The 24,613-nt window shown below is 71.4% G+C and carries 19 protein-coding genes; 9 read left to right on the forward strand and 10 right to left on the reverse strand.

Translation table 11 applies throughout. From position 1 onward, the window contains the following. Positions 1-879, forward strand: an 879-nt coding sequence (locus AB0I59_RS40625) for a WxL protein peptidoglycan domain-containing protein (protein ID WP_358142083.1), incomplete at its 5' end; no start/stop codon positions are given. A gap of 164 nt (positions 880-1,043) precedes the next feature. Here the strand turns inward: AB0I59_RS40625 and AB0I59_RS40630 are convergent. Both AB0I59_RS40630 and AB0I59_RS40635 read right to left on the reverse strand, forming a co-directional pair. Next, complete coding sequence (locus tag AB0I59_RS40630; RefSeq protein ID WP_358142086.1) at positions 1,044-2,015, reverse strand: hypothetical protein; 972 nt, start codon at positions 2,013-2,015, stop codon at positions 1,044-1,046. Between the two features lie 110 nt (positions 2,016-2,125). After that, complete coding sequence (locus tag AB0I59_RS40635) at positions 2,126-3,838, reverse strand: ABC-F family ATP-binding cassette domain-containing protein (RefSeq protein ID WP_358142089.1); 1,713 nt, start codon at positions 3,836-3,838, stop codon at positions 2,126-2,128. 457 nt (positions 3,839-4,295) lie between these two features. On the opposite strand from AB0I59_RS40635, the gene efeU reads away from it, so the two are divergent. The 6 genes from efeU to AB0I59_RS40665 all read left to right on the forward strand — a co-directional run bounded on the left by efeU (position 4,296) and on the right by AB0I59_RS40665 (position 12,554). Continuing rightward, a complete protein-coding gene (gene efeU, locus AB0I59_RS40640) occupies positions 4,296-5,156 on the forward strand; it encodes an iron uptake transporter permease EfeU (RefSeq protein WP_061261470.1) in 861 nt (286 codons plus the stop codon). 61 nt (positions 5,157-5,217) lie between these two features. After that, the gene (efeO, locus tag AB0I59_RS40645; RefSeq protein ID WP_061261471.1) at positions 5,218-6,351 is read left to right on the forward strand and encodes an iron uptake system protein EfeO; all 1,134 of its coding nucleotides are present in this window, start codon (positions 5,218-5,220) and stop codon (positions 6,349-6,351) included. A 58-nt stretch (positions 6,352-6,409) separates the two neighbouring features. Then, complete coding sequence (efeB, locus tag AB0I59_RS40650) at positions 6,410-7,660, forward strand: iron uptake transporter deferrochelatase/peroxidase subunit (RefSeq protein WP_061261472.1); 1,251 nt, start codon at positions 6,410-6,412, stop codon at positions 7,658-7,660. A 134-nt stretch (positions 7,661-7,794) separates the two neighbouring features. Further along, complete coding sequence (locus AB0I59_RS40655; protein ID WP_358142093.1) at positions 7,795-9,435, forward strand: serine/threonine-protein kinase; 1,641 nt, start codon at positions 7,795-7,797, stop codon at positions 9,433-9,435. Beyond that, positions 9,432-10,994, forward strand: coding sequence for a serine/threonine-protein kinase (locus tag AB0I59_RS40660; RefSeq protein WP_358142096.1), 1,563 nt, complete (start codon positions 9,432-9,434; stop codon positions 10,992-10,994). The genes AB0I59_RS40655 and AB0I59_RS40660 overlap by 4 nt, the downstream gene beginning before the upstream one ends. A 15-nt stretch (positions 10,995-11,009) precedes the next feature. Next, complete coding sequence (locus AB0I59_RS40665; RefSeq protein WP_358142099.1) at positions 11,010-12,554, forward strand: hypothetical protein; 1,545 nt, start codon at positions 11,010-11,012, stop codon at positions 12,552-12,554. Positions 12,555-12,582: 28 nt separating this feature from the next. On the opposite strand, the gene AB0I59_RS40670 is transcribed toward AB0I59_RS40665, so the two are convergent. The 6 genes from AB0I59_RS40670 to mtnA form a co-directional block, all read right to left on the reverse strand. Further along, positions 12,583-14,526, reverse strand: coding sequence for a CehA/McbA family metallohydrolase (locus AB0I59_RS40670; protein ID WP_358142102.1), 1,944 nt, complete (start codon positions 14,524-14,526; stop codon positions 12,583-12,585). Positions 14,527-14,689: 163 nt separating this feature from the next. Then, the gene (meaB, locus tag AB0I59_RS40675) at positions 14,690-15,658 is read right to left on the reverse strand and encodes a methylmalonyl Co-A mutase-associated GTPase MeaB (RefSeq protein ID WP_061261477.1); all 969 of its coding nucleotides are present in this window, start codon (positions 15,656-15,658) and stop codon (positions 14,690-14,692) included. Beyond that, positions 15,658-17,775 carry a methylmalonyl-CoA mutase gene (gene scpA / locus AB0I59_RS40680; RefSeq protein WP_358142107.1) on the reverse strand — a complete coding sequence of 706 codons (2,118 nt, stop codon included), beginning with the start codon at positions 17,773-17,775 and terminating at the stop codon, positions 15,658-15,660. The genes meaB and scpA overlap by 1 nt, the downstream gene beginning before the upstream one ends. Next, positions 17,772-19,625 (reverse strand): methylmalonyl-CoA mutase family protein, encoded by a 1,854-nt coding sequence (locus tag AB0I59_RS40685; protein WP_358142110.1) that lies wholly within the window; start codon positions 19,623-19,625, stop codon positions 17,772-17,774. The genes scpA and AB0I59_RS40685 overlap by 4 nt, the downstream gene beginning before the upstream one ends. Before the next feature lie 149 nt (positions 19,626-19,774). After that, positions 19,775-20,545, reverse strand: a complete 771-nt coding sequence (locus tag AB0I59_RS40690; protein WP_358142113.1) for a peptidoglycan recognition protein family protein — start codon at positions 20,543-20,545, stop codon at positions 19,775-19,777. Positions 20,546-20,868: 323 nt separating this feature from the next. Then, entirely contained in the window at positions 20,869-21,900 is a 1,032-nt protein-coding gene (gene mtnA, locus AB0I59_RS40695; RefSeq protein ID WP_358142116.1) for an S-methyl-5-thioribose-1-phosphate isomerase, read from the reverse strand. A gap of 205 nt (positions 21,901-22,105) precedes the next feature. On the opposite strand from mtnA, the gene AB0I59_RS40700 reads away from it, so the two are divergent. Beyond that, positions 22,106-22,528 (forward strand): VOC family protein, encoded by a 423-nt coding sequence (locus AB0I59_RS40700; protein ID WP_061261482.1) that lies wholly within the window; start codon positions 22,106-22,108, stop codon positions 22,526-22,528. 148 nt (positions 22,529-22,676) lie between these two features. On the opposite strand, the gene AB0I59_RS40705 is transcribed toward AB0I59_RS40700, so the two are convergent. Then, positions 22,677-22,835 carry an aldo/keto reductase gene (locus tag AB0I59_RS40705; protein WP_358142120.1) on the reverse strand — a complete coding sequence of 53 codons (159 nt, stop codon included), beginning with the start codon at positions 22,833-22,835 and terminating at the stop codon, positions 22,677-22,679. A 62-nt stretch (positions 22,836-22,897) separates the two neighbouring features. Here AB0I59_RS40705 and AB0I59_RS40710 point away from each other — a divergent pair, with 62 nt between their 5' ends. Then, positions 22,898-24,073: a DUF5925 domain-containing protein gene (locus AB0I59_RS40710; RefSeq protein ID WP_358142123.1), complete on the forward strand. Its 1,176-nt coding sequence runs from the start codon at positions 22,898-22,900 to the stop codon at positions 24,071-24,073. Positions 24,074-24,156: 83 nt separating this feature from the next. Here AB0I59_RS40710 and AB0I59_RS40715 read toward each other — a convergent pair whose 3' ends face one another. Then, positions 24,157-24,495 (reverse strand): hypothetical protein, encoded by a 339-nt coding sequence (locus tag AB0I59_RS40715; RefSeq protein WP_061261484.1) that lies wholly within the window; start codon positions 24,493-24,495, stop codon positions 24,157-24,159. Positions 24,496-24,613: the final 118 nt, after the last annotated feature.

Raw genomic sequence — 24,613 nt, forward strand, 5'->3', positions numbered from 1 at the left:
TCGGGCGACTTCGGGACCGGCCGGCCGAACTACAACTACACCCTCGACCCGGGCGGGCGGCTCGATGACGGTCTCGTGATCGTCAACCACGGCACGACACCGCTCCGCCTGGCCGTGTACGCCGCAGACGGGTTCACCACCGAGCAGGGCCGGCTCGACCTGGCCGCCAAGGACGCGAAGTCGACCGAAGTGGGCGCGTGGGTCCACACGAACCGGTCCGACGTGAGGGTCCCGCCCGGCGAGTCGGTCGAGGTGCCGTTCACCGTCGCTCTTCCGGACAGCGCCGCGCCCGGCGAATACATGGGCGGCATCGTCACCTCGCCGGCGCAGGCCGGTGAAGCGGACGGGATCGATGGGGACCGGCGTCTCGGCATCCGGATCCGTCTGCGCGTGGGTGGGGAGCTCAAGCCGGCCCTGTCGGTAGAGGACCTGCACGTGCGCTACTCGGGCACGCCCAGTCCGTTCGGGACGGGTGATGCCACCGTCACGTACACGATCCGCAACACGGGCAACGCCATCCTCACCGCTCGGCAAGCGGTGGCCGTATCCGGCCCCTTCGGGCGCTTGGGCGTCCACGCGGCCCAGATCGACGACTCGCCGCAACTGCTGCCGGGCGACACCTGGAAGGTCTCCGTGCCGGTACACGGAGTGGCTCCCGTGTTGAGACTGGCGGGGACGGTCACCCTCGTCCCGCTGCTCACCGACGCGTCGGGCTCGGTCGCCCCGCTCGCCGCCGTCGAGAGCACCACGCACGCCTGGACCATCCCCTGGGCACTGCTGCTTCTCCTCATCGCCCTTTGCGGGATCGTCGTCGCGGCTCTGGTTGCCCGCCGCCGTCGTCAGACCAGGTTCCGCGAGCGGGAGACCTCCGACCGGTAGCCGTTGGGATCCGACGGCGTGCCCTCAGAGCTTGCCCGACAAATGATCACGACCGTACGGGTAGATGATCGTTCGGGTAGATGATCGTTCGGGCCGCCACCGCGTCCCCGCGGGACGGAAGCACGCAGCGGAGGCCCACCGGGGAAAGCGGAGCCGGGGCGGCGTCAGGCGGGGAAGTCGTCCGGGGAGACGTCGCTCGTCGGGGCGTTGCCGCCCACGACCTTGTTGAGGCTCAGGGTCCAGTTGTCCCAGCGGATCTGGGTGGAGGTGTAGGTCGTCTTGTACGGCAGCGGGTCGTCGAACTTCGAGAAGTTGCAGTTCCGGGTGAAGCTCCGCGCCGCACGGTCGTAGTCGGTACCACTCGTGAAGTAGACGCGGTACTTGCCGTCCTTGATGTTGGACACCTTGGCCGTCGACCTCTTGCGGACGTACACGCTGACGGCCTTCTTCTTGCCCAGGACCAGGGTGACGACGCTGTCGCCTGCCGTGCCGTTCTTCACGGTCAGGCCGCCGCGCCCACCGCGGATGCTCGACACCAGGATCGTGCCGCTGGCAAGGCGGCGAGTGCGCTCCTTCAGCGGCGAAAACTTGATCAGGCCGCCGCGGTAGTCTCCTCCCCCGGCGAGATCGGCCCCGGCTTCCTTCAGGTTCCCGAACTCGCTGGACTTGCCGAGCCGGGCGAGCACGCTCGACGCCGTGCAGAGCGACCGCCCGTCCACGTCCTGGACCAGTTCGTCGAGCCTGCCGTCCATGGCGCGCAACGCCGCCAGGTAGTCGGTGTGCTCGGTGCCGATCTCGGCGGGCGGCCGCAGCGGCTCCAGCCGCTCCGTCGCCGCCGCCACGGCCGTCTGCGCACGCTGTACGCGCTGGCCGAGCGACTTGAGCGTGCGGGCCTTGGAGATGTCCCGCAACGCGTTCGCCACCGGCTGGCCGGCGGCGTCCAGCTCGACCTGGTACGCCTCCGGAGTGAGTGCGGCAGCTCCGCTCGGCGACGACGCCGATCCCCCTGAGGATCCCGAAGCGGAACCGTCGGAGCCGGAGCCGGAGGAGCCCCGGCTCCCACCCGAGGTGCACGCGGTCACGGTCAACGTCAAGGTCGCGGCGAGCGCGAGCGCGGAGAGTCGCGGGGAGATCACCCGCACAACTGTCTCGGCACGAGTCAGGATGTGTCAACCTGGAAGATTTCCGACTATTGACTCGTACGAAACGACCGGCCTCGTCCGACCTGGTGTGCTCAGGGCCCGGGTCAGGGGGCGTCGATCTCGACCAGCCCCCTGTCGCGGTCGGTCCTGAGCCAGCGCCGCACGCCGATCGACCTCAGGAAGGGCAGGTCGTGGCCGGCCACGAGCAGTGCCCCCCGGTAGGCCGCCAGCGCCTGCGACAGCTGCCGCACGCTGGCGAGGTCGAGGTTGTTGGTGGGCTCGTCAAGCAGCAGGAGTTGCGGCGCCGGCTCCGCCGACAGCAGCGCGGCCAGTACGGCACGGAAGCGCTCGCCGCCGGAGAGCGTGCCCGCCGCCTGCTCGACCCGGTCACCTCGGAACAGGAACCGGGCGAGCTGCGCCCTGATCGTGTTGACCGGCGCGGTCGGCGCGAACGCGCGGGCGTTCTCCAGGATGCTGAGCGAGTCGTCCAGCACGTCGAGCCGTTGCGGCAGGTAGCGCACCGGCACGTCCACCTGGACCAGCCCGGACGCGTCGAGTTCGCCAGCGATCCTCCTGAGCAGGGTGGTCTTGCCCGAGCCGTTGGCCCCGAGCAGAGCGATGCGCTCCGGCCCGCGTACGACGAGTTCCTCCAGGACCTTGCCCGGCCGGGCGATCCCGTCCTCGGTTTCGCCCTCGGCCTCGATCTGCACGGTATCGATCGGCGCGGTATCGATCTGCGCGGTATCGATCGGCGCGATCATGGCCGGTGCGGCGGTCGCGGGACCACGGAGGGCCCGCCCGGTGACCGTCAGCACCGTACGACCGGCGGGGACCTCGGTCCTGGGCAGCTTCACCCGGATCTCGGCGTCGTCGCGTACCGCCTCCTCCGCCTCGGTCAGCCGGTCGCGCGCCTCCGACAGCTTCTCCTCGTGCATGGAGCGGTGCTTGCCCGCCGACACCTGCGCCTGGCGCTTGCGCTCCTGCATGATGATCTTCGGCTCGCGTTTCTGGTCGTACATCTTCTTGCCATACCGAACCCTGCGGTCGAGCTTGGTCCTGGCCTCGGCCAGTTCCCGCTTCTGGCGGCGGACGTCGCCCTCGGCCGCGCGGACCATGCGCTCGGCCGCCTCCCGCTCGACCGCCAGCACCTCCTCGTACTCGCTGAACGTGCCGCCGAACGTCCGCCTGACCGGCAGGTCGACGATCTGGTCCACCAGGTCGAGCAGCGCCCGGTCGTGGCTGACGACCACCAGGGTCCTCGTCCACGACGTGACGGCGTCGTACAGGCGCTCGCGCGCGTCGATGTCGAGGTTGTTGGTGGGCTCGTCCAGCAGCAGCACGTCCGGCTGCCGCATGAACAGAGCGGCCAGGCCGACCAGGATCGTCTCCCCTCCGGACAGCGTGGCCACCGTGCGGTCGAGGTCCACCGTGCCGAGGCCGAGCCGGGCCAGCTCCGCCCCGGCACGCTCCTCGACGTCCCACACGATCGCGTCGAAGTCGACGCCGTCGATCTCTCCGCGTTCGACGGCGTGCAGCACGGCGCGCGCGGGCGTGATGCCGAGCAGGTCGCCGACCGTACGGCTCGCGCCGAGCGGGAGGTTCTGCGGCAGATAGCCGATCTCCCCCTTGACGTCGGCCGATCCCCTGGCGGGGGTCAGTTCTCCGGTGATGATCCTGAGCAGCGTGGACTTGCCGGAGCCGTTGACACCGATCAGGCCGGTGCGGCCGGTGCCGAACGCGAGGTCCAGCCCGTCCAGCACCGGCGTGCCGTCGGGCCAGGAGAACGACAGATCACTGCAGACGATCGGAAATGACATGAGGCGGCTCCCCTTAGGTCGTGGCGAACGGCGCGACGGGGTTACCGCCGCGCGACATGCGAGGGACACCGCGGGCACATGCCCGGAAGGGAGGACACCCCGGCGAGGAAGCCCGGCGGAGAAGCCTGGGCGGAGAACCCTGCGAGGAGACGGTCCGCTGAGGTCGATGCGCCGACCTGCCGCGATGGGCGGCGGTCACGGGCGCGGTGTCGGCGACCTCAGAACTTCAACGGGCTCTCCGGACGGGAGGTGACAGGGCGGACCTCACTGTACGCACCGCCCCTGCTGCCCGCCACCAATTAATCGCCCGGTGCACACGCGGCCCGGAGGCGGTGCGACGTGGCGAACGTCACTGGAGTGACAAATGGGTACCCCCCTGGATGAGGGCCTCAGGTGACGGGTAAGGTAACGCTGACCTAAATAAGGTAACCCTTACTCGATCTCGCAGGAGCGGCACGTGTTCGCGAGCTACCTCATCGGCCTCCGTGAAGGCCTGGAGGCGACCCTCGTGGTCTCCATACTCGTCGCCTTCCTCGTGAAAAGCGACCGCCGCGACCGTCTCCCGCTGGTGTGGGCGGGCGTCGCCGGCGCCGTCGCCCTCTCCGTCGGGTTCGGAGCCCTGCTCACCTTCACCGCCGCGCATCTGAACCAGATGCAGCAGGAGCTGTTCGACGCGGTCACATCGATCGCCGCGACCGTCTTCGTCACGTTCATGATCTTCTGGATGCGCACGGCGGCGCGGCGGATGTCCAGCGACCTGCGCGGCAAGCTCGGCGAGGCGCTGGAGCTGGGCTCCACCGCCGTCGTGGTCATGGCCTTCCTCGCGGTGGCCAGGGAGGGTCTGGAGACCGCCCTCATCTGGTTCGCCGCCGCCCAGGGCGCCGCGGCGACCGCGAGCCCGCTGATCGGCATCAGCCTCGGCCTGCTCACATCCGTCGTGCTCGGCTGGGGCCTCTACAAGAGCGCGCTGCGGATCAACCTGACCAAGTTCTTCACCTGGACCGGCCTGCTGCTGATCCTGGTCGCCGCCGGCATCTTCAAGTACGGCGTGCACGACCTGCAGGAGGCCGACATCCTGCCGGGGCTGACCACCCACGCCTTCGACATCAGCGGCGTGCTCGACCCGTCCGCCTGGTACTCCGCGCTGCTGAGCGGCATGTTCAACATCACGGCGCAGCCGAGTGTGCTGGAGATGGTCGCGTGGGTCGTCTACGCCGTCCCGGTCCTCATTCTCTTCCTCCGCCCGTCGGGCCGGCCGAAGGCGACGCGGGGCCCTGCCGTACCGGCCGGGGACACCCCCACCGTGCCCGCCTCCTGAGCGCGGGCCACCGCCCCGTCCGACGCCCCATCCTGCTTTCCCAGAACTGGAGTCCTCCGCAATGCGCACCCCCGCCGTCGTCGCCCTCGCCGCCCTCGGCCTGCTCGCCGCCGCCTGCTCCTCGGGCACGACCGACTCCTCCGCGTCCGGCGGCGCGGCCAAGCCCGACAAGATCACCGTTGCGGCCAGCGACACCGAGTGCAAGGTCGCCACGGCGGAGCTCCCCGCCGGCACCTCGACCTTCCAGATCACCAACAGCGGCAGCAAGGTGACGGAGTTCTACGTCTACGCGGGCGGCGACCGGGTGATGGGCGAGGTGGAGAACATCGTGCCCGGCCTGACCCGTGAGGTCATGGTCGAGCTGCCCGCCGGGACGTACGAGGCGACGTGCAAGCCGGGCATGATCGGCAAGGGCATCCGGAACCCGCTGAAGGTGACCGGCGAGCACAAGCCGCTGAGCGACGACGCCAAGCTCTCCGAGGCCACCGCCAGCTACAAGCGCTACATCAAGACCCAGAGCGAGACGCTGCTCGTCAAGACCCAGGAGTTCGTGGACGCCGTCAAGGCCGGCGACATCGAGAAGGCCAAGAACCTCTACCCGGTCGCTCGGACCTACTGGGAGCGCATCGAGCCGGTGGCCGAGATCTTCGGCGACCTCGACCCGGCGATCGACGCCCGCGAGAACGACGTGGAGAAGGGCCAGGAGTGGACCGGCTTCCACCGCATCGAGAAGGACCTCTGGGTCGAGAAGGACGTCAGTGAGGACGGCCCGATCGCCGACAAGCTGATGGCCGACATCAAGACCATCGTCGAGAAGTCGAACGAGGCGACGCTCTCGCCCCTCCAGCTCGGCAACGGCGCCAAGGGCCTGCTCGACGAGGTCGCCACCGGGAAGATCACCGGCGAGGAGGACCGCTACTCGCACACCGACCTGTGGGACTTCGACGCCAACCTCCAGGGCTCCAAGGCCGCCGTTCAGGCGCTCCGCCCGGTCCTCGAGGAGCGTGACGCCGAGCTGGTGAAGACCCTGGACGAGAAGTTCGCCGCCGCCGAGGCCGCGCTCGAGACCCACCGCCAGGGCGACGGCTGGAAGCTGCACACCGACCTGTCCAAGGACGACCTGAAGAAGCTGTCCGACGTGATCAACGCTCTGTCCGAGCCGATCAGCCGGATCGCCTCCACCGTCAGCAAGTAACCACGAATCGTCGGCACGTGAGGACCATCGGCGACAGCCGTACGGGACGGAGCAGGGCATGAACATCAGCCGCAGGAAGCTCTTCGGGCTCGGCGCGGCCGGCGTGGCCGCGGTCGGGGCGGGCGCGGTGGCGACCCGCGCCCTGGTCGTGGACCTGCCCGGGGCGGCGCACGCCGCGTCGACGTCCGATCCGGTCGCGTTCTACGGGGCCCACCAGGCGGGGATCGTCACCCCCGCGCAGGACCGCCTGCACTTCGTCGTGTTCGACGTGACGACGGACAAGCGGGCCGAGCTGGTCGAGCTGCTCCAGGACTGGACGTCCGCCGCCGCGCGGATGACCCAGGGCAAGGACGCGGGGACGTTCGGCGCGGTCGGCGGGGACCCCGAGGCGCCGCCGGACGACACGGGCGAGGCCCTCGGGCTGCCCGCCTCCGGCCTGACCCTGACGATCGGCTTCGGCGCGTCGCTGTTCGACGACAGGTTCGGGCTGGCCGACAGGAAGCCGGCCGCCCTGGCCGATCTGCCCGCGTTCCGCGGCGACGACATCCTGGCGGAGATCTCCGGCGGCGACATCTGCGTCCAGGCGTGCGCCCACGACCCGCAGGTCGCGGTGCACGCCATCCGCAACCTGGCCAGGATCGGGTTCGGCAAGGTGTCGGTGCGCTACTCCCAGCTCGGCTTCGGCCGTACGTCCTCGACGTCCCGGGCCCAGGCGACGCCGCGCAACCTGATGGGCTTCAAGGACGGCACCGCCAACCTCAAGCTCGAGGACACCGAGATGCTGCGCGACCACCTGTGGGCGGCCGCCGGCGACGGCCCGGCCTGGATGGACGGCGGCAGCTACCTGGTCACCCGCAAGATCCGGATGCACATCGAGACCTGGGACCGCGCCCCGCTGTCCGAGCAGGAGGCGATCTTCGGGCGGAACAAGGGCGCCGGAGCGCCGCTGACCGGCGCGGCGGAGTTCGACGACCCCGACTTCGCGAAGGCCGGATCGGACGGACGGCCGGTGATCGCCGACAACTCCCACGTACGGCTCGCGCATCCCTCGGTCCACGGCGGCGCCCGGTTGCTGCGGCGCGGCTACAACTTCGTGGACGGCACCGACGGCCTGGGACGTCTCGACGCGGGGCTGTTCTTCATGGCGTACCAGCGGGATCCGCACAAGCAGTTCGTCCCGATCCAGCGGGAGCTGGCCGCCAAGGACGCGCTCAACGAGTACATCAAGCACGTCTCCAGCGGCCTGTACGCCTGCCCGCCCGGCGTGACCGACGCGGGTGACTACTGGGGACGCGCGCTCTTCACCTGACCCGGCTCGTCTCGCGGGGTGGGCAGGTGCGGGTCCGGTCCTGTGCGGCCCCCGCCACGAGGGACGCCTAACAGGATCGCTTCAGTCACTCCCAACCCGACGTTCACATCGACTCCATCCACTATCCTCCCGATATGCCCGAGTCTTCTGGGGGACGGCTCGCCTCTCGCTATCTCCTGCGCCGTCCCCTCGGCAGCGGTGGGATGGGCACGGTCTGGCTGGCGTGGGACGAGATGCTCGAACGGCAGGTGGCGGTCAAGGAGCTCCGCCTGCCCGACGGCCTCGACGAGGCGCAGCGTGCCGAAGCCGTCGAACGCGCCGTACGCGAGGCGCGCGCCGCCGCGCAGGTGCGGCACCCCGGCATCGTCGCCCTCCATGACGTGCTCGTCCACGACGGACGGCCGTGGATCATCATGGAGCTGCTGCGTGGCCGTACGCTGGCCGACGAGGTCAAGGACCGGGGGCCGCTTCCTCCGGACCGGGCCGCCTGGCTGGGGGCGCAGGTCCTCGACGCCCTCCGGGAGGCACACGCGCACGGCGTCCAACACCGGGACGTGAAACCCGCCAACGTCTTCCTCAGCGACGACGGGCGCGCGGTCCTGACCGACTTCGGCATCGCCAAGCTGGACGGCCATGCCACGCTGACCGCCGCCGACGCGACGATCGGCTCACCGGGCTTCATCGCGCCGGAACGGCTGGACGGCGCCGCCGGCGGTCCGGCCTCCGACCTGTGGTCCCTCGGCGCCACCCTGTACCTGGCCACCGAGGGCGGGCCCGCGTACGGCGGGTCTCCGGTCGAGCGGATCCAGGCCACGCTGACGAGCAGGATTCCCCCGCCGCCCCGGCGGGCGGGCACGCTCGGACCGCTGGTGACGTGGATGATGGACCGCGATCCGGCGGCCAGGCCCGACACCGCGACCGCGCAGCGCCTGCTCACCGATGTCGCCGAAGGCCGCTCCCCCGCACCGTACGCCCCGGTGTCACCCGGCCCGTACGCCCAGCCGGGCTTCCCGGACGTACCGAACGCCTCGACCGCGCCCGGCCAGCAGGCCGGGCGAGCCGCCCCGGGGCAGCCGCCGAACGGACCCGCCGGGCCCGCCGCGCCGGCGGGGCATGCGGGCGCGACGGGGCGGTCACGGGCCGACCGGCGGGGCTGGATCCTGGGCGGCGCCGGTGTCGCCGTGGCGGCCGCGGCCGCCCTCGTCGTGGCGCTCGTGGTGATTCCGGGCGACGCCGAGGCGGGCCCGCCGTCGTTCACCCTCCCCGTCGACTTCTGCTCCCTGCTCACCGGCGACCAGGTCCACCAGCTCATCCGTACGGCACCCGCCCCGAAGGGCACGGCCTCCGATGCGGGCTGTGAATGGACCGTCAGCGGCGAGGGCGTCAGCCTGATCCCCAAGAAGGACTCGGACACGCCCGACCCCTGGGCCATGACCGAGGAGTCCTCGCGGCTCCTCTTCGAGAGCCTGGCCAAGAAGTACGCCAAGGGCCAGAAGGGCGACTGGACCTGGAAGGAGATCGGACAGACCCGGCCGATCACGTTCACACAAACCACGCCCCGGACCGTCGACGGCGTCGGGGAAGAGGCCCTCGCCTACGAGTTCGCGACGCGGCAGGGCCACGCCTACGCCGGCGTCGTGCTCTTCCGTGTCGGCGACCTCGTGGTCGAGGCCGCCTACTCGACGCTGTCCACGACGCCCACCGACGACGACATCCGCAGCGCGGCGCTCACCGCCGCCCGCATGGCCGACGCCGCGCTGCGCGCGAAGGGATGAGCGGCGTGCTGCTGGCCGGCCGATACCGCCTGCTGGAGACTCTCGGCGAAGGCGGCGCGGGGACCGTGTGGCGGGCCAGGGACGAGATGCTCCATCGCGACGTCGCCGTGAAGGACGTCCGCGTCCCGGCCGGGCTGGGCGAGGACGCCAGGCGCGCCTTCGGCGGGCGGGCGATCCAGGAGGCCCGGTCCGCCGCGCGACTCAGCCATCCGGCCATCGTCGTCATCCACGACGTCGTACTCGACGGAGACCGGCCGTGGATCGTGATGGATCTGGTCGGCGGCCGGTCCCTGGACCGGGCGATCAGGAGCGGCGGGGCGCTGCCCGCGCACCACGTCGCCGAGATCGGCCTGCGCGTGCTCGGCGCCCTCTCGGCCGCGCACGCCCAGGGCATCCTGCACCAGGACGTCAAGCCCGCCAACGTGCTGCTCGACGAGGACGGCAGGGCCATGCTCGCCGACTTCGGCATCGCCGTGCCGACCGCGTCGCCCGAGCGTGCCGGGGAAGCGGGGGACGCCGGGCAAGCCGAGCCGACCGCCTCGTTCGCCTCGGCGGGTTCTCCCGGGTACGCGGCGCCGGAACGGCTCTCCGGAGCGCCCACGACCCCCGCGTCCGATCTGTGGTCGCTGGGCGCCACCCTCTACACGGCCGTGGAGGGACGCGCTCCGTTCCAGCGTGACCTGCCCGCCGCCGTCGTCGCCGCGGTTCTCTTCCACGATCCTCCGGCGCCGATGCGGGCCGGTCCCGTGCTCGGCCCGCTCCTGCTCGCCATGTTGGCCAAGGACCCGGCGGCCCGCCCGTCCCCCGAGACCGTACGGGAGACCCTGCGCGGGATCGCCTCCCGAGGCGGGACGACGCGGGAGATGACCGTCGGCGTGCCGTCACCGCATCCGCCGACCGCACCGCCGACCGCACCGCCGACCCTGTCCGTCCCGTCAGCCTCGCCGCAGACGCCGCCCGCGCGGCGGAAACCGGCGCTGATCGCGGGCGGCGCACTGCTCGCCCTGGTCGCCACCGGTGCGGTCGGCTGGCTCGCCCTCCGCCCGGAAGCCGTGGCGAACGCGGGCCGCTTCCCCACCGCTCCGCGACCATGCGGGCTGCTCACCGACGCCCAGGCGGGCGAGCTTCTCGGCGGCCCCACCGACACCGCGACCGTGGCGGGCGAGTGCGCGTGGCGGTTCCGCAAGAACGGGATCGTCTGGCGGACGATCACCGTGCGGCTCAGGGCCGAGCAGGCCCGGGACGGCGGCAGCGGCCCGGACGCCGCCCGCCTGTCCTTCTCCGGCCGCCGTTCCGCGCGTGCGTCCATGCGGGGAACCGCCTTCCCCGAGACCACGTACGCCGTCCGGGACGTGCGCGGGACCGGCGACGAAGCCTTCGCCCAGGACGTCTCGAACGCCTTCCAGAAGTCCACCACCAGCACGGTCTGGTTCCGCACCGACAACCTGATCACCGAAGTGGAGTACCACCGGCTGGACGGCCCGAAGGTGACCCCGGCCGCCCGGCGTACGGCGGAACGCGCCGCGAGACTCGCCGCGGACGCGATCGGCCGCAGCTGATCCCCGAGGAGACAGATGGACAGCCAGGAGCACGGCCCCACCCATCCGACGGCGGCCGGGGGGCCGGGCCACATGACGGCAGGGCCGACCGCGCCGATGGGGCACCCCCAGCAGATCAGGCAGCACACGCTGGTCAGGCCGATCTCGCGGGACACGCGGCGCCGCCGGGGCTGGGTGGTTCCGGTCGTGGCCACCGTCACCGCACTGACCGCCACCGGTGCGGTCGCCGCGTTCGTCGTGCTCCGCTCGGAGGAAGGGCCGGGGAGGGGCGCGGACAAACGCGCGGCGGGTGCGGCCTCCCCGGCACGGACGTCGGTCGCGCCGCCGGACGCGTGCGCCATGCCGAAGCAGGCCACGGTCGAGCGGCTGGTCCCCCAGGCGACGGCCACCAGGGACACCTGGGACCGGCAGGACGCGAGCGGCTACATCACGTGGATCTGCACCCTGCGCAACGACAACTTCTCGTTCGGGGAGTACATCAGGTCACGCAGCATCGAGGTCAAGCTGACCCGGTACGACGCGGACGGTGAGCTGACCGCACTCCGCGTCGCCAGGAACTTCTACGACGCCGAGCTGACCTCGGGGAAGTACGCCGAGACCCACTCGACGAGGGAGAACTACAGCTCCAAGGTCCGTACGCTGCCCGGGGTCGGCGAGGAGGCGTTCGCCCGCTACACCTGGGCGCGGGACGCCAAGAGCAACAAGTACTCTTTCGGCCAGGGGATCGGGCGGGTCGGCAACATCGTGATCCAGGTCAAATACCAGGCCGGCCAGCAGCGCAAGGACGCCCCGATCCTGTCCATGGAGGGCGCCCAGGGCGTGACGGAGGAGAACGCGCTCCGCGAGGTCTCCGGGATCCTCGGCGAGGTGGCCGTGTCCGTGGCGGCCTGGCGGGACGCCGGCGGCGCCACCGCCCCCGTCGACTCGACCGCGTCCAGCGCGGCCCCAACCCCGGCCGCTTCGCCGTCGGCCGCCCCCTCGGCGTCTCCTTCCGCGATCGCGTTGCCCGCCGAGTGCTCGACGGCGTCGCCGGTCGCGCTGCGTTACGCGCCGGATGCCACGCCGAAGGCCACGCAGACGCAGGATGGCGCCTCGACCACGGTCGAGTGCGCCTGGCTGAACCGCGACCTCGCCGCGGGCGCGAAGGCGCGGATGCGCGGCATGTTCGTCACCGTCCAGCGCTTCACGAACCGGGTCGGCGCCGAGGATCCCAAGGGAGCGAAGAACCAGTTCGTCGACCAGCGGGCGAAGGGCAGGAAGTGGGCCGGGAGCGGGATCACCGACAGCCTGTTCTGGTACAGGTCAACCGATGTCACCGGCCTGGGTGACGCCGCGTTCCGCCAGTACCGGACGAACCGGACGCCCACCGTGCACGCCGGCATCGGCCAGGTGACCGCGCTGTACGGTCCGGTGGTCGTCACCGTCGAGTTCTACGGCGCCGACCGGCCGAAGGGCGCTCCGCTGAACTCCCGCAAGTCCCGGCTCATGGGCGGCAAGGAGAGCCTGGCCGGGGCCATGGCCGTGGCGCGGGCGATGTCGGAGGCCCTCGCCACGGAGTGACCCCACCGGATCCGTCGAAAAAGATCCGTCAGAGCCGGGAGCGGTAGACCGCGCGCGCCTTCTCGACGAGGTCGAGATGGTCGCGGAGCTGCTCCTCGCCGTCCAGCCTGGCCTGCCCCCGTACGAGTTCCTCCAGCAGGTCCAGCCAGCGCAGGCACCAGCGGACGTCGTCGGCGCGGGCGACGTGCCGCCCGGCCACGTCGAGATAGATCGGACTGGTGTGGGCGTAGACCTGCCGGTGCAGCGAGCGCGGGTGCCTGCCGCCGGAGGTGATCGCGACGAGGTACGTCGGCTCCGTCACGGTGAGCGCCGCGGTCAGCTCGCCTCCGCCTCCTTCGGCGAGCACGCCGTCGGCGGTGCGGATCTCCATCCGCTGCACCTCGGGCCCGATCGCCTTGGCTCGGACCGTCACCCGATCGCCCGGCGACAGGTCCAGGGTGTCGCCGATCTGGTGGCCGTCCACGCACAACTCCAGCCACGGCCCGGTGGTGGCGAACGTGCGGCCCCGCTGGATGGCCTCGACGTACGCCTCAGCGGTCAGCGGACCGTCGAGCCGGGCGTAGACGCGCTCCCAGCCGGGCGGGCTGGAGACGGTCTCCTGCCGGGTGAACGACAGCATGCTGTCGGTCCCGGCGAGCGCCGTGAGCCGGTTGCCCGCGCCGATCAGCCGCCGGTAGACCTCCGCGGTGCCGATGATGTCGGAGAAGTGCAGCAGCTCCATGCCGTCCACGAGGCCGAGCGCGGCGTCGACCACGACGGCCCTGGCCGAGCAGTTCCTGCGCCCCACACCGATGATCTCCTCCGGCTCGGTGATCGGAGCGTGGAAGGGATGGGCGTAGGCGAGCACCCCCCCGGTCTCCCGCATCTCACCGCAGGCCGTGCCGTTCGGCGGCCAGTCGGCCTCGCCGCCGAAGCCGGTGTGGAAGCGACCCGGCGGGGTGGTCACCCCGAACGCGTGGACGTGCCCGAACAGGTCGTTGCGGTATTCCACGCCCATCCGGGCGATGTGCCCGGCGTCCGACCAGGGCAGGTCACGTCCGGCCCAGTGCTGGAGGGCCTCCCGGTCGTAGACGCGCTCGCCCGAGACGTTGCCCGCGACGAGGTTGAGCACGTGCAGGTCCTCGCCGTGCTGCATCAACGCCGCGGCGGCGGGCGGGGCGACGAGATCACCGGCCCAGTTGAGGTGGACGTGCAGGTCGGCGCCGTACCAGCCGCGCGCGGCGGCGTCGTAGATCCGCTCGGGGGTCAGCTCGACGAGCGTCTCCCGCCACGGCTCGGGCACGAGGGTCACCTCGGCGCAGTCATACTCCATGCCGCGGGTGACCCGGACGGTGAGCGGTTCGGCGGGGACGTCGAGGACGACGTCGTCGCCGTGGAAGAACGGACTGCCGTGGTAGTCGACGCGGTGCGGCGCGCCCCCGGGGTACCACCCCTGGCCGCCCTCCGACGTCACGCTCCAGCGGCACGGGAAGCCGGCCCGCAGCCGCAGCCGCGAGGGTACGGCGTGCCGCCGGAGCGGGGACAGGTCGACCGGCTCGCCGTCCACGGTCACGACCGAGTCGCTCCGGATGTCCACGAACAGGGCCCCCCGGGCCCGGATCTCGTACGGCGTGCCGTCCACCTCGACGGCGGTGGCGGCGTCGCGCGAGGAGTCGACGATGAGCACGGCCCTGAGTGGCTCGGCGGCCACCACCGCGCGTACGGCCCCCGGCTCGAAGCGGTGGCCGTGGGGCGTGAGCCGGAGGGCGACGAGCCCGTCCGGCAGGGTCTCGCCGAGCACGTCCCTGAAGGCGGCGTCGAGGTCGGCGCCGATGTCCATGCGGTCCGCCTCCTCGGGAAACCGAAGGAACGTCATCATCCGGACGTAGTCGAGCGGCGGCTCCCCCCAGGTGATCCCGTGCTCGGTCAGCAGGTGCCTGTACTCCTCCAACGCGCGCGCCACCGGCGGCGGCAGCAACGGGTCGTGATGCATCGTGCCTCCCCGTAATCGCTAACGGGGCCATATTCACACGGCACTCTGGACCGAAAGCCGCGCGCGGACGGCGGTACTCACCCAGGGGTAGCGGTATCTAACACCTCGGAGGAAATGAGGCGACCCGCTCGTCACAAATCCCCGACCGCACCCGAAAGTCTCGTCATAAATCCCCGGCCGCACCAGGAAACACGGCGAGGATCCGGTCCGCCGCCTGGCTCGGTGTGAGGCTTCCGTCGAGGACCTGCCGCTCGATCTCGGGCGCGATCGGCCCGGCCTTCTCGTGCAGCCGGGCGAGCAGCCGGTCCCGCACCAGCGCCCAGGTCCACTCGACCTGCTGGCGGCGCCTCTTGCCCGCGAGGTCGACGCCCTCCTGATGGCGTACGACGTGCTTCCACAGCTCGTCGAGGCCCGCGCCGGTCAGGCCGCTGCAGGTCAGGACGGGGGCCGTCTCACCCGAGCGGAGGAACCTTAGTGCCCCGGCGAGCTCACGCGCGGCCCGGCGGGCGGCCATCTCGTGCTCGCCGTCGGCCTTGTTGACCGCGATCACGTCGGCGAGCTCCAGCACGCCCTTCTTGATGCCCTGGAGCTGGTCGCCCGTACGCGCGAGGGTGAGGAGGAGGAACGTGTCGACCATGTCGGCGACGGCGGTCTCCGACTGGCCGACGCCGACCGTCTCCACCAGCACGATGTCGTAGCCCGCGGCCTCGACGACGACCATCGCCTCCCGGGTGGCCGTGGCGACGCCGCCGAGCGTCCCCGCCGTGGGCGACGGCCGGATGAAGGCGTTCGGGTCGGTGGCGAGCCGGGCCATCCGCGTCTTGTCGCCCAGGATGCTGCCCCCGGACCGCTTCGACGACGGGTCGACCGCGAGCACCGCCACCCGGTGCCCGCGCCCGGTGAGGTGGGTGCCGAGGGCCTCGATGAACGTGGACTTCCCCGCTCCGGGCACGCCGCTGACGCCCACCCGCCGGGCCTTCCCCGCGTGCGGGGTCAGCTCGGCGAGCAGGCGCTGGGCGAGCTCGCGGTGGTCGGCGCGGGTGGACTCCACCAGCGTGATGGACCGGGCGATCCACCGTCGGTCCCCCGCGAGCACGCCGTTGACGTAGTCGTTGAGCTGGTTCTCGGTCATCAGGCGTGGGAGAGGGCGCGCAGGAGGTCCAGCGCGGCGTCGGCGATCACGGTGCCGGGCGGGAAGATCGCCGCCGCCCCGGCCTCACGCAGGGCCTCGAAATCGCCGGGCGGGATCACGCCGCCGACCACGATCATGATGTCGTCCGCGCCGAGGTCCGCCAGCGCCCGCTTCAGCGCCGGGACCAGCGTGAGGTGCCCGGCGGCGAGGGACGAGACGCCGACGATGTGCACGTCGGCCTCCACGGCCTGGCGCGCGACCTCCTCCGGCGTCTGGAACAGCGGGCCGACGTCCACGTCGAAGCCGAGGTCGGCGAACCCGGTCGCGATCACCTTCTGGCCCCGGTCGTGCCCGTCCTGGCCCATCTTGGCGACCAGGATGCGCGGGCGGCGCCCCTCGGACTTCTCGAACTCGGCGCAGGCCGCGCGGACGTCGTCCACCCTCTCGCCCACCTCTTCCCGGTACACCCCCGAGATCGTACGGATCTCCGCGGCGTGCCGTCCGAACACCTTCTCCAGGGCGTCGGAGATCTCCCCGACGGTCGCCTTGGCGCGCGCGGCGTCCACGGCGAGCTCCAGCAGGTTCCCGCCCTGCGCGGCGGCCCTGGTCAGCGCGGCGAGGGCGGCGTCGACGTCGGCCTGCGAGCGCTCCGCGCGCAGCCTGCGGAGCTTGTCGAGTTGCTGCTCGCGCACGGCCGTGTTGTCGACCTTCAGGACCTCGATGGGCTCGTCGGCCTGGGGGCGGTACTTGTTCACGCCGATGACCGGCTGGTGGCCGGAGTCGATGCGCGCCTGGGTGCGGGCCGCGGCCTCCTCGATGCGGAGCTTGGGCAGCCCCTGGTCGATCGCGCGGGCCATGCCTCCGGCCCGCTCGACCTCCTGGATGTGGCCCCACGCCTTGGCGGCGAGATCGTTGGTGAGCCGCTCGACATAGTAGGAGCCGCCCCACGGGTCGATCACCCGGCAGGTGCCCGACTCCTGCTGGAGCAGGAGCTGGGTGTTGCGGGCGATCCGGGCCGAGAAGTCCGTCGGCAGGGCGAGCGCCTCGTCCAGGGCGTTGGTGTGCAGCGACTGGGTGTGGCCCTGGGTCGCGGCCATCGCCTCGACGCAGGTCCGTACGACGTTGTTGAACACGTCCTGCGCGGTGAGCGACCACCCGGAGGTCTGGCTGTGCGTGCGGAGGGACAGCGACTTGGGGTTCTTCGCGCCGAAGCCACGGACCAGCTCGGCCCAGAGCAGCCGGGCCGCGCGGAGCTTGGCGACCTCCATGAAGAAGTTCATGCCGATGCACCAGAAGAACGACAGGCGCGGCGCGAACGCGTCGATGTCCAGGCCCGCGGCCACACCGGCGCGGAGGTACTCCACGCCGTCGGCGAGCGTGTAGGCCAGCTCCAGGTCGCAGGTCGCCCCGGCCTCCTGGATGTGGTAGCCGGAGATCGAGATCGAGTTGAACTTCGGCATCCGCTGCGAGGTGTACGCGAAGATGTCGGAGATGATCCGCATCGACGGGCCCGGCGGGTAGATGTAGGTGTTGCGGACCATGAACTCCTTGAGGATGTCGTTCTGGATGGTCCCGGCCAGCTTCTCGGGTGCCACCCCCTGCTCCTCGGCGGCCACGATGTAGAGCGCGAGGATGGGCAGGACCGCGCCGTTCATGGTCATGGACACGCTCATCCTGTCGAGGGGGATCCCGTCGAAGAGCTGTCGCATGTCGTAGATCGAGTCGATCGCGACGCCGGCCATGCCGACGTCGCCCGCGACCCTGGGGTGATCGGAGTCGTAGCCCCGGTGCGTGGCCAGGTCGAACGCGACCGACAGGCCCTTCTGCCCGGCGGCGAGGTTGCGCCGGTAGAACGCGTTGGACTCCTCCGCCGTGGAGAACCCGGCGTACTGGCGGATCGTCCACGGCTGGTTGACGTACATCGTCGGGTACGGCCCGCGCAGGTACGGCGGCATACCGGGGTAGGTCTCCAGGAAGTCGATCCCCTTGAGGTCATCGGCCGTGTAGAACGGCCTGACCTCGATCCCCTCCGGCGTCTCCCACGCCCGGCCGTCGACGTCCGGTGCGGCGCCCGCGGCGGATCCCAGGTCGATTCCCGAGAAGTCAGGAATGTTCATCGGTTCACTCCCAGGTCGTCGAAGGTGGTGCGGAGCACGCCGAGCGCGTCGCATCCCGCGTACACACGGTCGTCCACTCCCTCATACTCGCCCTTGCCCGCGAGCCAGACGCGCGTCGCCCCCGCCTCGCGGAGAGCCGCCGCCACGGCCTCGGCGTGCTCGCCGTACAGCCGGTCGCTGGAGCACAGGCAGGCGACGGGCGTGCCCGCGTCGCGGAACGCCTCGGCGATCGCGGTGGCGTCGGTTCCCGGCCCGCTGGTCACGGTGGCGACGCCGCCCGCCGCGAAGAGGTTGGCCGCGAACGACGCGCGGGCCGTGTGCACGGCGACCGGGCCGATCGTGGCGAGGAACACGGTGGGCCGCTCGTCCCTGGCGTCGGCCAGGTCGCGCAGCGCCTCGAACTCCTCGGCGTACCGGATCCGGGGCAGGCCCACCTCCGTGGTCGCGCCCGCTACGGCGAGGCCGGGGCCCGGCTCGCGTTCCGGCAGCTTCTCGCTCAGGTGGGGGAACTCGCTGACCCCGGTGATCGGGTCGCGGCGGTGCGCCACTCCGTCCGCGCGCGCGGCGCGGGTGGCCGCGAGCCGCTCGGGGACGAGCCGCTCCAGCGCGACGGCCATCCCGCCCGCGCGCTCGATCTCTTGGAACCACGCCCAGGCGTGCTCCGCCAGGTCGGCGGTGAGTCGCTCGACGTACCACGAGCCGCCGGCCGGGTCGAGGACGCGGGCCACGCCCGCCTCCTCCAGGAGCAGCGACTGGGTGTTGCGGGCGATGCGCCGGGCGAACGCGTCGGGCAGGCCGAGGACGGCGTCGAACGGCTGAACGGTCACCGCGTCCGCGCCGCCGACCCCGGCGCCGAAGCAGGCCAGCGTGGTGCGCAGCATGTTCACCCAGGGGTCCCTCGCGGTCATCATCGCCGACGAGGTGACCGCGTGCTGGAGCTGCTCGCCGGGACCGCCGGTGGTCGCCGTGGTCGTCGTGGTCGCCGTGGTCGTCGTGGTCGCCGTGGTCGTCGTGGTCGCCGTGGTCGTCGTCACGACCTCGGCCACCCTGGCCCACAGCCGCCGGGCCGCCCGGAGCTTGGCGATCGTCATGAACTGGTCGGCGGTCGCCGCGTAACGGAACTCCAGCAGCCCGAGCGCCTGCTCGACGGAGATCCCGGCGCCGGTCATGGCACGGAGGCAGGCGACGCCCGTGGCGATCGAGCAGCCCAGCTCCTCGGCGTCGCTGCCGCCCGCGTCGTGGTACGGCAGGGCGTCCACGACGAACGCGCGCAGGGCCGGCTGCTCGGCGAGGCAGCGACGTACGAGCGTGGCGGCGGCCGGATCGAGGGTGCCCGTGACGGGCGCGGGCAGCCCGAGGTTGCCGCCGGGGGCGGTCACGCCCCGCTCGGCCAGCAGGTCGAGGAAGACGGTGGCCGCCGGAGCCGCCCGATCGCCCGCGTCGAGGACCACCGGGGCGAGGTCGAGGTACACGCCGTCGAGCACCCGGGGCAGCGCCTCGGGGCCGAGGGAGGACAGGTCCAGCCAGATGGAGGTGACACCGTTCTCCAGGTCGGCCAGCACGGCCTCCCTGGTGACCGCGGGGTCGGGGTGGGCGTGGCGTTGCCGTACGCCCCATGGGCCCGCGGACCGGACGACGCGCGGGGCGCCGGGCAGATCGGAGGCGTCGTGGAGCGGGGCTATCGTCACGCCGTCGTACGTCGTGGAGGACAGCGCCGCCTCCGCGGCGGCGGGCGCGGCGTCCTCGGCGAGGACACCCGACTTCCGGAGGACTCCGAGCGCGAGCGTGCGCCACTGCTCCCGCGTGCCAGGCGGGAACGCTGCGGCGACTTCAAGAGGCGGCACCGTCATGCGAGGGATGCTAGGCGCACTGCCTCCAGAACAATTATCCGGGGTCCCGATGTCCGGGAGCGGAAGTCTCACATCGCGGGCCGCCGGCGATGATCCGCGGGCGACCGGCGGGTGACCGGGATCCCCGGCGAGGCCGCCTCGCCGCCCGGTCAGGGCAGCGGCGTGAAGGCGGCGTCCCAGGTCAGCTTCCCGACGACGCCGTCGGGGTCGAGCTTCCTGTCCTTCTGGAAGCGGACGCAGACGGCCTTGGACTCGGGGCCGTACGCGCCGTCCACCTCGATCGTGTAGCCGAGCCGGGCGATCTGCCGCTGCCAGTCGCGTACGTCGTCGCCCCGCATGATGGGCGGATATTTCAGGAGACGTCCCGGCCACTTCGGAGTGGTCTCCGGATCCGGTTCCTGGCCGCCGCCCCCCGGGCGTGGCGCACCCTTCTTGACCCACGCGTACAGGGCGGCGCCGGGGCAGTCGGTGGAATAGCCGTCGCGGTGTCCCTTGATCTCCTTGCCCGCGCCGCCCTGGGCCCGGAGGTAGTCGACCGCGTCGAGGATCGCGTGCAGGACGCCGTCGGGCGGCTCGACCAACCCGGAGTTGCCGACCAGGCCGAGTACGGCGTAATGGCCGGAATTGAGGCCGGATCCGTTGGCCGCGGGCAGGTTGTGCGGACCTCGCCCGACAAATACCTTTCTATGCGGACAAGCGATCATTGAGTATCCGATATCCATCCAGCCATTGCCGTCCATGTGAAAGCTCTGGATGGACTTGACGACCGCGACGCACCGGGCGTGGTCGTCCACGATCGCCGGATCGACCCTTCCGCCGGTGTAGTGGACCTTGACGCCCTTTGTGGAGGTCAGCCGCGAGTAGGAGCCCCTTGGGGCACGGGCACCCCACTCTGCGCGGGACACGAGGTCGATGGCCACGGATGTACTCCCGTGTGAGCGACGACGGACAGGGGGCGCCGGAGTCCCTGCCCGGGATCGGACCGGAACCGGCGGTCGATCGCGGACGCGCACACGATCGGGGGATTACTGGCAGAGAGACCTTAACCCCCATACCTAACAAATAACATCGTTTCCCAGATTTTTCCTGGTGCCCTAATTGGTTGATGTGCCGCGTTCCATCGCGCCGCCCGCGAGGCCCCCTGACACCCGCGCCGCCCTCACAGTGAGGCCCTGTCACGGTGAGGCCCTGTCACGGCGAGGCCCACAGGGTGAGGTCCGCCGCCTCCCCCGCGGGCCCGCGTTCAGGCCGTCCCGGACTCGTACGGCGTCTCGCCGCGATCGACGCGGATGACCCGGCGGTCGGTGACGATGGCGGTGATCAGGTCGTGCGGGGTGACGTCGAACGCCGGGTTGGCGGCACCCGTCCCCTCCGGCGCGAGCCGTACGCCATGGATGGAGAGGACCTCGCCGGGGCCCCGGTCCTCGATCTCGATCCGGTCGCCGGAGGTGATCGCCGGGTCGATCGTCGTCTCCGGCGCGACCACCACGAACGGCACCCCGGCGCGCCGCGCGCCCAGCGCCAGGGAGTAGGAGCCGATCTTGTTGGCGGTGTCGCCGTTGGCGGCGATCCGGTCCGCGCCGATGAGCACGACGTCGGCCGCTCCTCTGGCCAGCAGGTACGGCCCGACCCCGTCGACGACGAGGCGGTGCGGCGCGCCCATCCTGCCCAGCTCCCAGGCGGTCAGCCGCGCCCCCTGCAACAGCGGCCTGGTCTCCAGCGCGAGCGTCTCGGCGAGCAGGCCCCGCTCGTGGAGAGTCTGGACGACGCCGAGGGCCGTGCCGCGCTCGACCGCGGCGAGACCGCCGGTGTTGCATATGGTCATCACCCTTATCCGGCGGAACCCGCCCGAGCCGCCGGACGCACCGGACGCATCGGACCGGTCCGGCCCTTCGGTCAGTTCGCGTACCAGGTCGGCGCCGAGGGCGCTCATCCGATAGCAGGCGGCGATGTCGTCGTCGCGGATCTCCAGGGCCCGCGCGAGTACGGCGTCGGCGTCCGGCAGGTGCCGGGCCGCCTCGTCGACACCCCAGGCGAGATTGACCGCGGTGGGCCTGGCCGCCCGGAGGGCGTCGATCGGCTCGCCGGTACGCGCCGCGAGCGCGACCCCCATCGCCCCGGCGACGCCGAGCGCGGGCGCGCCGCGTACGGCAAGGCGCCGGATGGCGCCGATCAGGTCCGCGACGGTCTCGATCCGCAGGAAGACGCAGTCCCCCGGAAGCCGGGTCTGGTCGACGAGTTCGATGGCGCCGTCCACCCAGTCGATCGTCCGCATATCGGGCAAACTACCGAAATATCAGCCCTGGCATGGCCCACGCGACACGCGACACCGGACAAAGGACATGCGAGGACGCGCGTCGTCTCCACAGAGATACCTGGGATCCAGAGGTATCTCGGGGATGTGCGAGGTACGTCGTGCCATGCGAAGGTCATCTCTGATGCAGACTCGTACCGGATCCGGCGAACGCTGAGGAGGACCCATGACCGAGGAGACCATCTCCGGCAAGGGATACGGCCCGGACCACGTGTCCGATTTCGGCTACGGCCTGCACCATGTCCAGCTCGCGATCGAGCCGGGCGGTGAGGACGCCTGCCGCGCCTTCTACGTCGGCGTGCTCGGCATGATCGAGATCCCCAAGCCGCCGGCGCTCGCCACGCGCGGCGGGTTGTGGGTGCGGGCCGACACCGTCGAGATCCACCTGGGCGTCGAGAAGGACTTCCGGCCGGCTCGCAAGGCTCATCCCGGCATCCATGTCGCCGACCTCGACGGCCTGGCCGCCCGCCTGACGGAACACGGTGTCGAGGTGGTCTGGGACGACGACTTCCCCGGCCACCGCCGCTTCTACGCCCACGACGCCATGGGCAACCGCCTGGAGTTCCTCCAGCGGGAGCTGCCCGCCTGACGCCGGACCCCATGGCGGACCGAGGGCCTTATGGCGGACCGAGGGAGGGGACGGCCGGCCAGCATCCGCCCCACGGTTCGTGGTCTTCGTGTGAATCGTCCCGGGCGCAACGGTCAGGACGGCCGCGGCGGGGGCAGGTCGCCTTGCCTTACCCGAGCTCGGCGATGTCCTCCGCACTCAACTTCAGCGTGCTGGCGGCGACGTTCTCTTCCAGGTGGTCGAGCGAGCCGGCGCCGGGGATGGGCAGGATGTTCGGTGAGCGGGCCAGCACCCAGGCCAGGGCCACGCTGATGAGAGGTGCGAACACGTAATCGACGAACAGTGCTAAATCCGTCGACACGCCAACAATGCACGAGGATCATGGCAGGCATGTCCATCGTTAAGGAGGTCGACTTCTCCTCCAGCCCCGAACCCCGCGAGCCGCTGCCGATGAACGTGTGGCTCGACGACGGTGACAGCCCGGCCGACGTGATCGACGCGCTCGCCCTCTCGCCGTTCGCCACGGGCACGCAACCGTGGTCCCGCAGCACCACCGTCGACCGGGTCCGGCTGGACGCCGCGACGGTCCCTCCGGGCGGGCGGGTGCTCCGGGTCGCCCAGCACAGCGACGGTCACGAGTCACGCCTGATCTCTGGCGAGGGCTGGACCCTGCGGGTGGTCCGCTACAGCAGCAGGTCCGCCACCTTCACCGTGACCGCGACCAGCGAGGAGCTGGCCCGTTCGGTGCTCGACGAGGCGACCCGCGGCGCGGAGGACACGTCCGCCAAGGACGAGGACCACGTCGCGATGGGCTTCGTGTGGCTGTCCGACCACGGCAAGCGCCGCTCCGCGAAGCCGATCACGACCTCCCCTTGGGACGGGATCAGGCCCAACTACCCGCGCGCCGCCAAGACCCGGCTCGACCAGCTCATGGCGATCACGCCGAAGGACGTGAACGGCCGCCTGCTCCTGCTGCACGGCCCGCCGGGGACCGGCAAGACGACTCTGCTGCGTACGCTCGCCCGCGAGTGGGCCGGTTGGTGCCAGGTCGACTGCGTACTCGATCCGGAGCGGCTGTTCAACAACCCCGGATACCTCATGGACGTGGCGGTCGGCTGCGACTGCCCCGACCACGACGAGGAGCACCGCTGGCGGATGCTCGTTCTGGAGGACTGCGACGAGCTGATCCGCGCCGAGGCCAAGCAGTCCACCGGTCAGGGCCTGTCCCGGCTGCTCAACCTGACCGACGGCCTGCTCGGGCAGGGGCGGGACGTCCTCGTGGCGATCACCACGAACGAGGACCTGAACCAGCTCCACCCCGCGGTGGTCCGGCCGGGCCGATGCCTGGCGCAGATCGAGATCGGACGTCTGGCTCCAGACGAGGCCGCGGCCTGGCTCAACACGTCGGACGGCACGTCCGGCACCGCGTCCGGCGCGTCCGGTTCCCCGTACGGCGCGGCGGGCATCGGGCCGGAGGGAGCCACCCTCGCGGAGCTGTTCGCGCTCCGGGAGGGGCGCGGCCTCGCGGCACCGGAGACCACCACCTCCACCGGCCTCTACCTCTGAGGCCGAGGGGCGGACGAGGCGCCCATCATCGTCGGCGCGTGCGGCACAGATCGCATCGACCAATCCCCGGCACGCGGTGCCGGTCAGGTCCAGAAGACCGCGACTCCGGTGGCCGCCGCGGCCAAGACGCCGACGCCGTAGAACATCCACGGCGGCCTGGCCCGCACTCCGGCGACCGCCAGGAGCAGGATGGCCAGGTCGAGGCCCGCCTTGACGATCATCTTCGCGTCGGCGACCGACATGTCGAGCGCGGTACGGATCCATACGAGCGCGGCGCCCGTGACGAACTGGGCGACGGCGGCGATGATGACGGGACGGCCGATCACCATCATTCGCAGCTGCATCTGGCGAAGGAAACCGCCGAGCAGGGCGGCGAATCCAACGAGATGGAGGAAAACCAGGACGAGGCGCAATGTATCCATGCAGACACCCCCGGTTGACGGCCTCACCTCAGGTGTCCGCATGTGTGGTGCCATACGCGTCCGCCTGCGAAGGGCCCTCGACGTACAGTGACGAGAGTACTACGCACCGTTTTGTCGC

The sequence above is a fragment of the Microtetraspora glauca genome (genome assembly GCF_040656155.1).
GTDB classification, from domain to species: domain Bacteria; phylum Actinomycetota; class Actinomycetes; order Streptosporangiales; family Streptosporangiaceae; genus Microtetraspora; species Microtetraspora glauca.

Coding starts and splice junctions, on each gene's coding strand:
- AB0I59_RS40685 (WP_358142110.1), bottom strand. CDS start 19,625: ATGACGGTGCCGCCTCTTGAAGTCGCCGCAGCGTTCCCGCCTGGCACG.
- AB0I59_RS40655 (WP_358142093.1), top strand. CDS start 7,795: ATGCCCGAGTCTTCTGGGGGACGGCTCGCCTCTCGCTATCTCCTGCGC.
- mtnA (WP_358142116.1), bottom strand. CDS start 21,900: ATGCGGACGATCGACTGGGTGGACGGCGCCATCGAACTCGTCGACCAG.
- efeO (WP_061261471.1), top strand. CDS start 5,218: ATGCGCACCCCCGCCGTCGTCGCCCTCGCCGCCCTCGGCCTGCTCGCC.
- AB0I59_RS40700 (WP_061261482.1), top strand. CDS start 22,106: ATGACCGAGGAGACCATCTCCGGCAAGGGATACGGCCCGGACCACGTG.
- AB0I59_RS40710 (WP_358142123.1), top strand. CDS start 22,898: ATGTCCATCGTTAAGGAGGTCGACTTCTCCTCCAGCCCCGAACCCCGC.
- meaB (WP_061261477.1), bottom strand. CDS start 15,658: ATGACCGAGAACCAGCTCAACGACTACGTCAACGGCGTGCTCGCGGGG.
- AB0I59_RS40715 (WP_061261484.1), bottom strand. CDS start 24,495: ATGGATACATTGCGCCTCGTCCTGGTTTTCCTCCATCTCGTTGGATTC.
- scpA (WP_358142107.1), bottom strand. CDS start 17,775: ATGAACATTCCTGACTTCTCGGGAATCGACCTGGGATCCGCCGCGGGC.
- AB0I59_RS40665 (WP_358142099.1), top strand. CDS start 11,010: ATGGACAGCCAGGAGCACGGCCCCACCCATCCGACGGCGGCCGGGGGG.
- AB0I59_RS40670 (WP_358142102.1), bottom strand. CDS start 14,526: ATGCATCACGACCCGTTGCTGCCGCCGCCGGTGGCGCGCGCGTTGGAG.
- efeB (WP_061261472.1), top strand. CDS start 6,410: ATGAACATCAGCCGCAGGAAGCTCTTCGGGCTCGGCGCGGCCGGCGTG.
- AB0I59_RS40635 (WP_358142089.1), bottom strand. CDS start 3,838: ATGTCATTTCCGATCGTCTGCAGTGATCTGTCGTTCTCCTGGCCCGAC.
- AB0I59_RS40660 (WP_358142096.1), top strand. CDS start 9,432: ATGAGCGGCGTGCTGCTGGCCGGCCGATACCGCCTGCTGGAGACTCTC.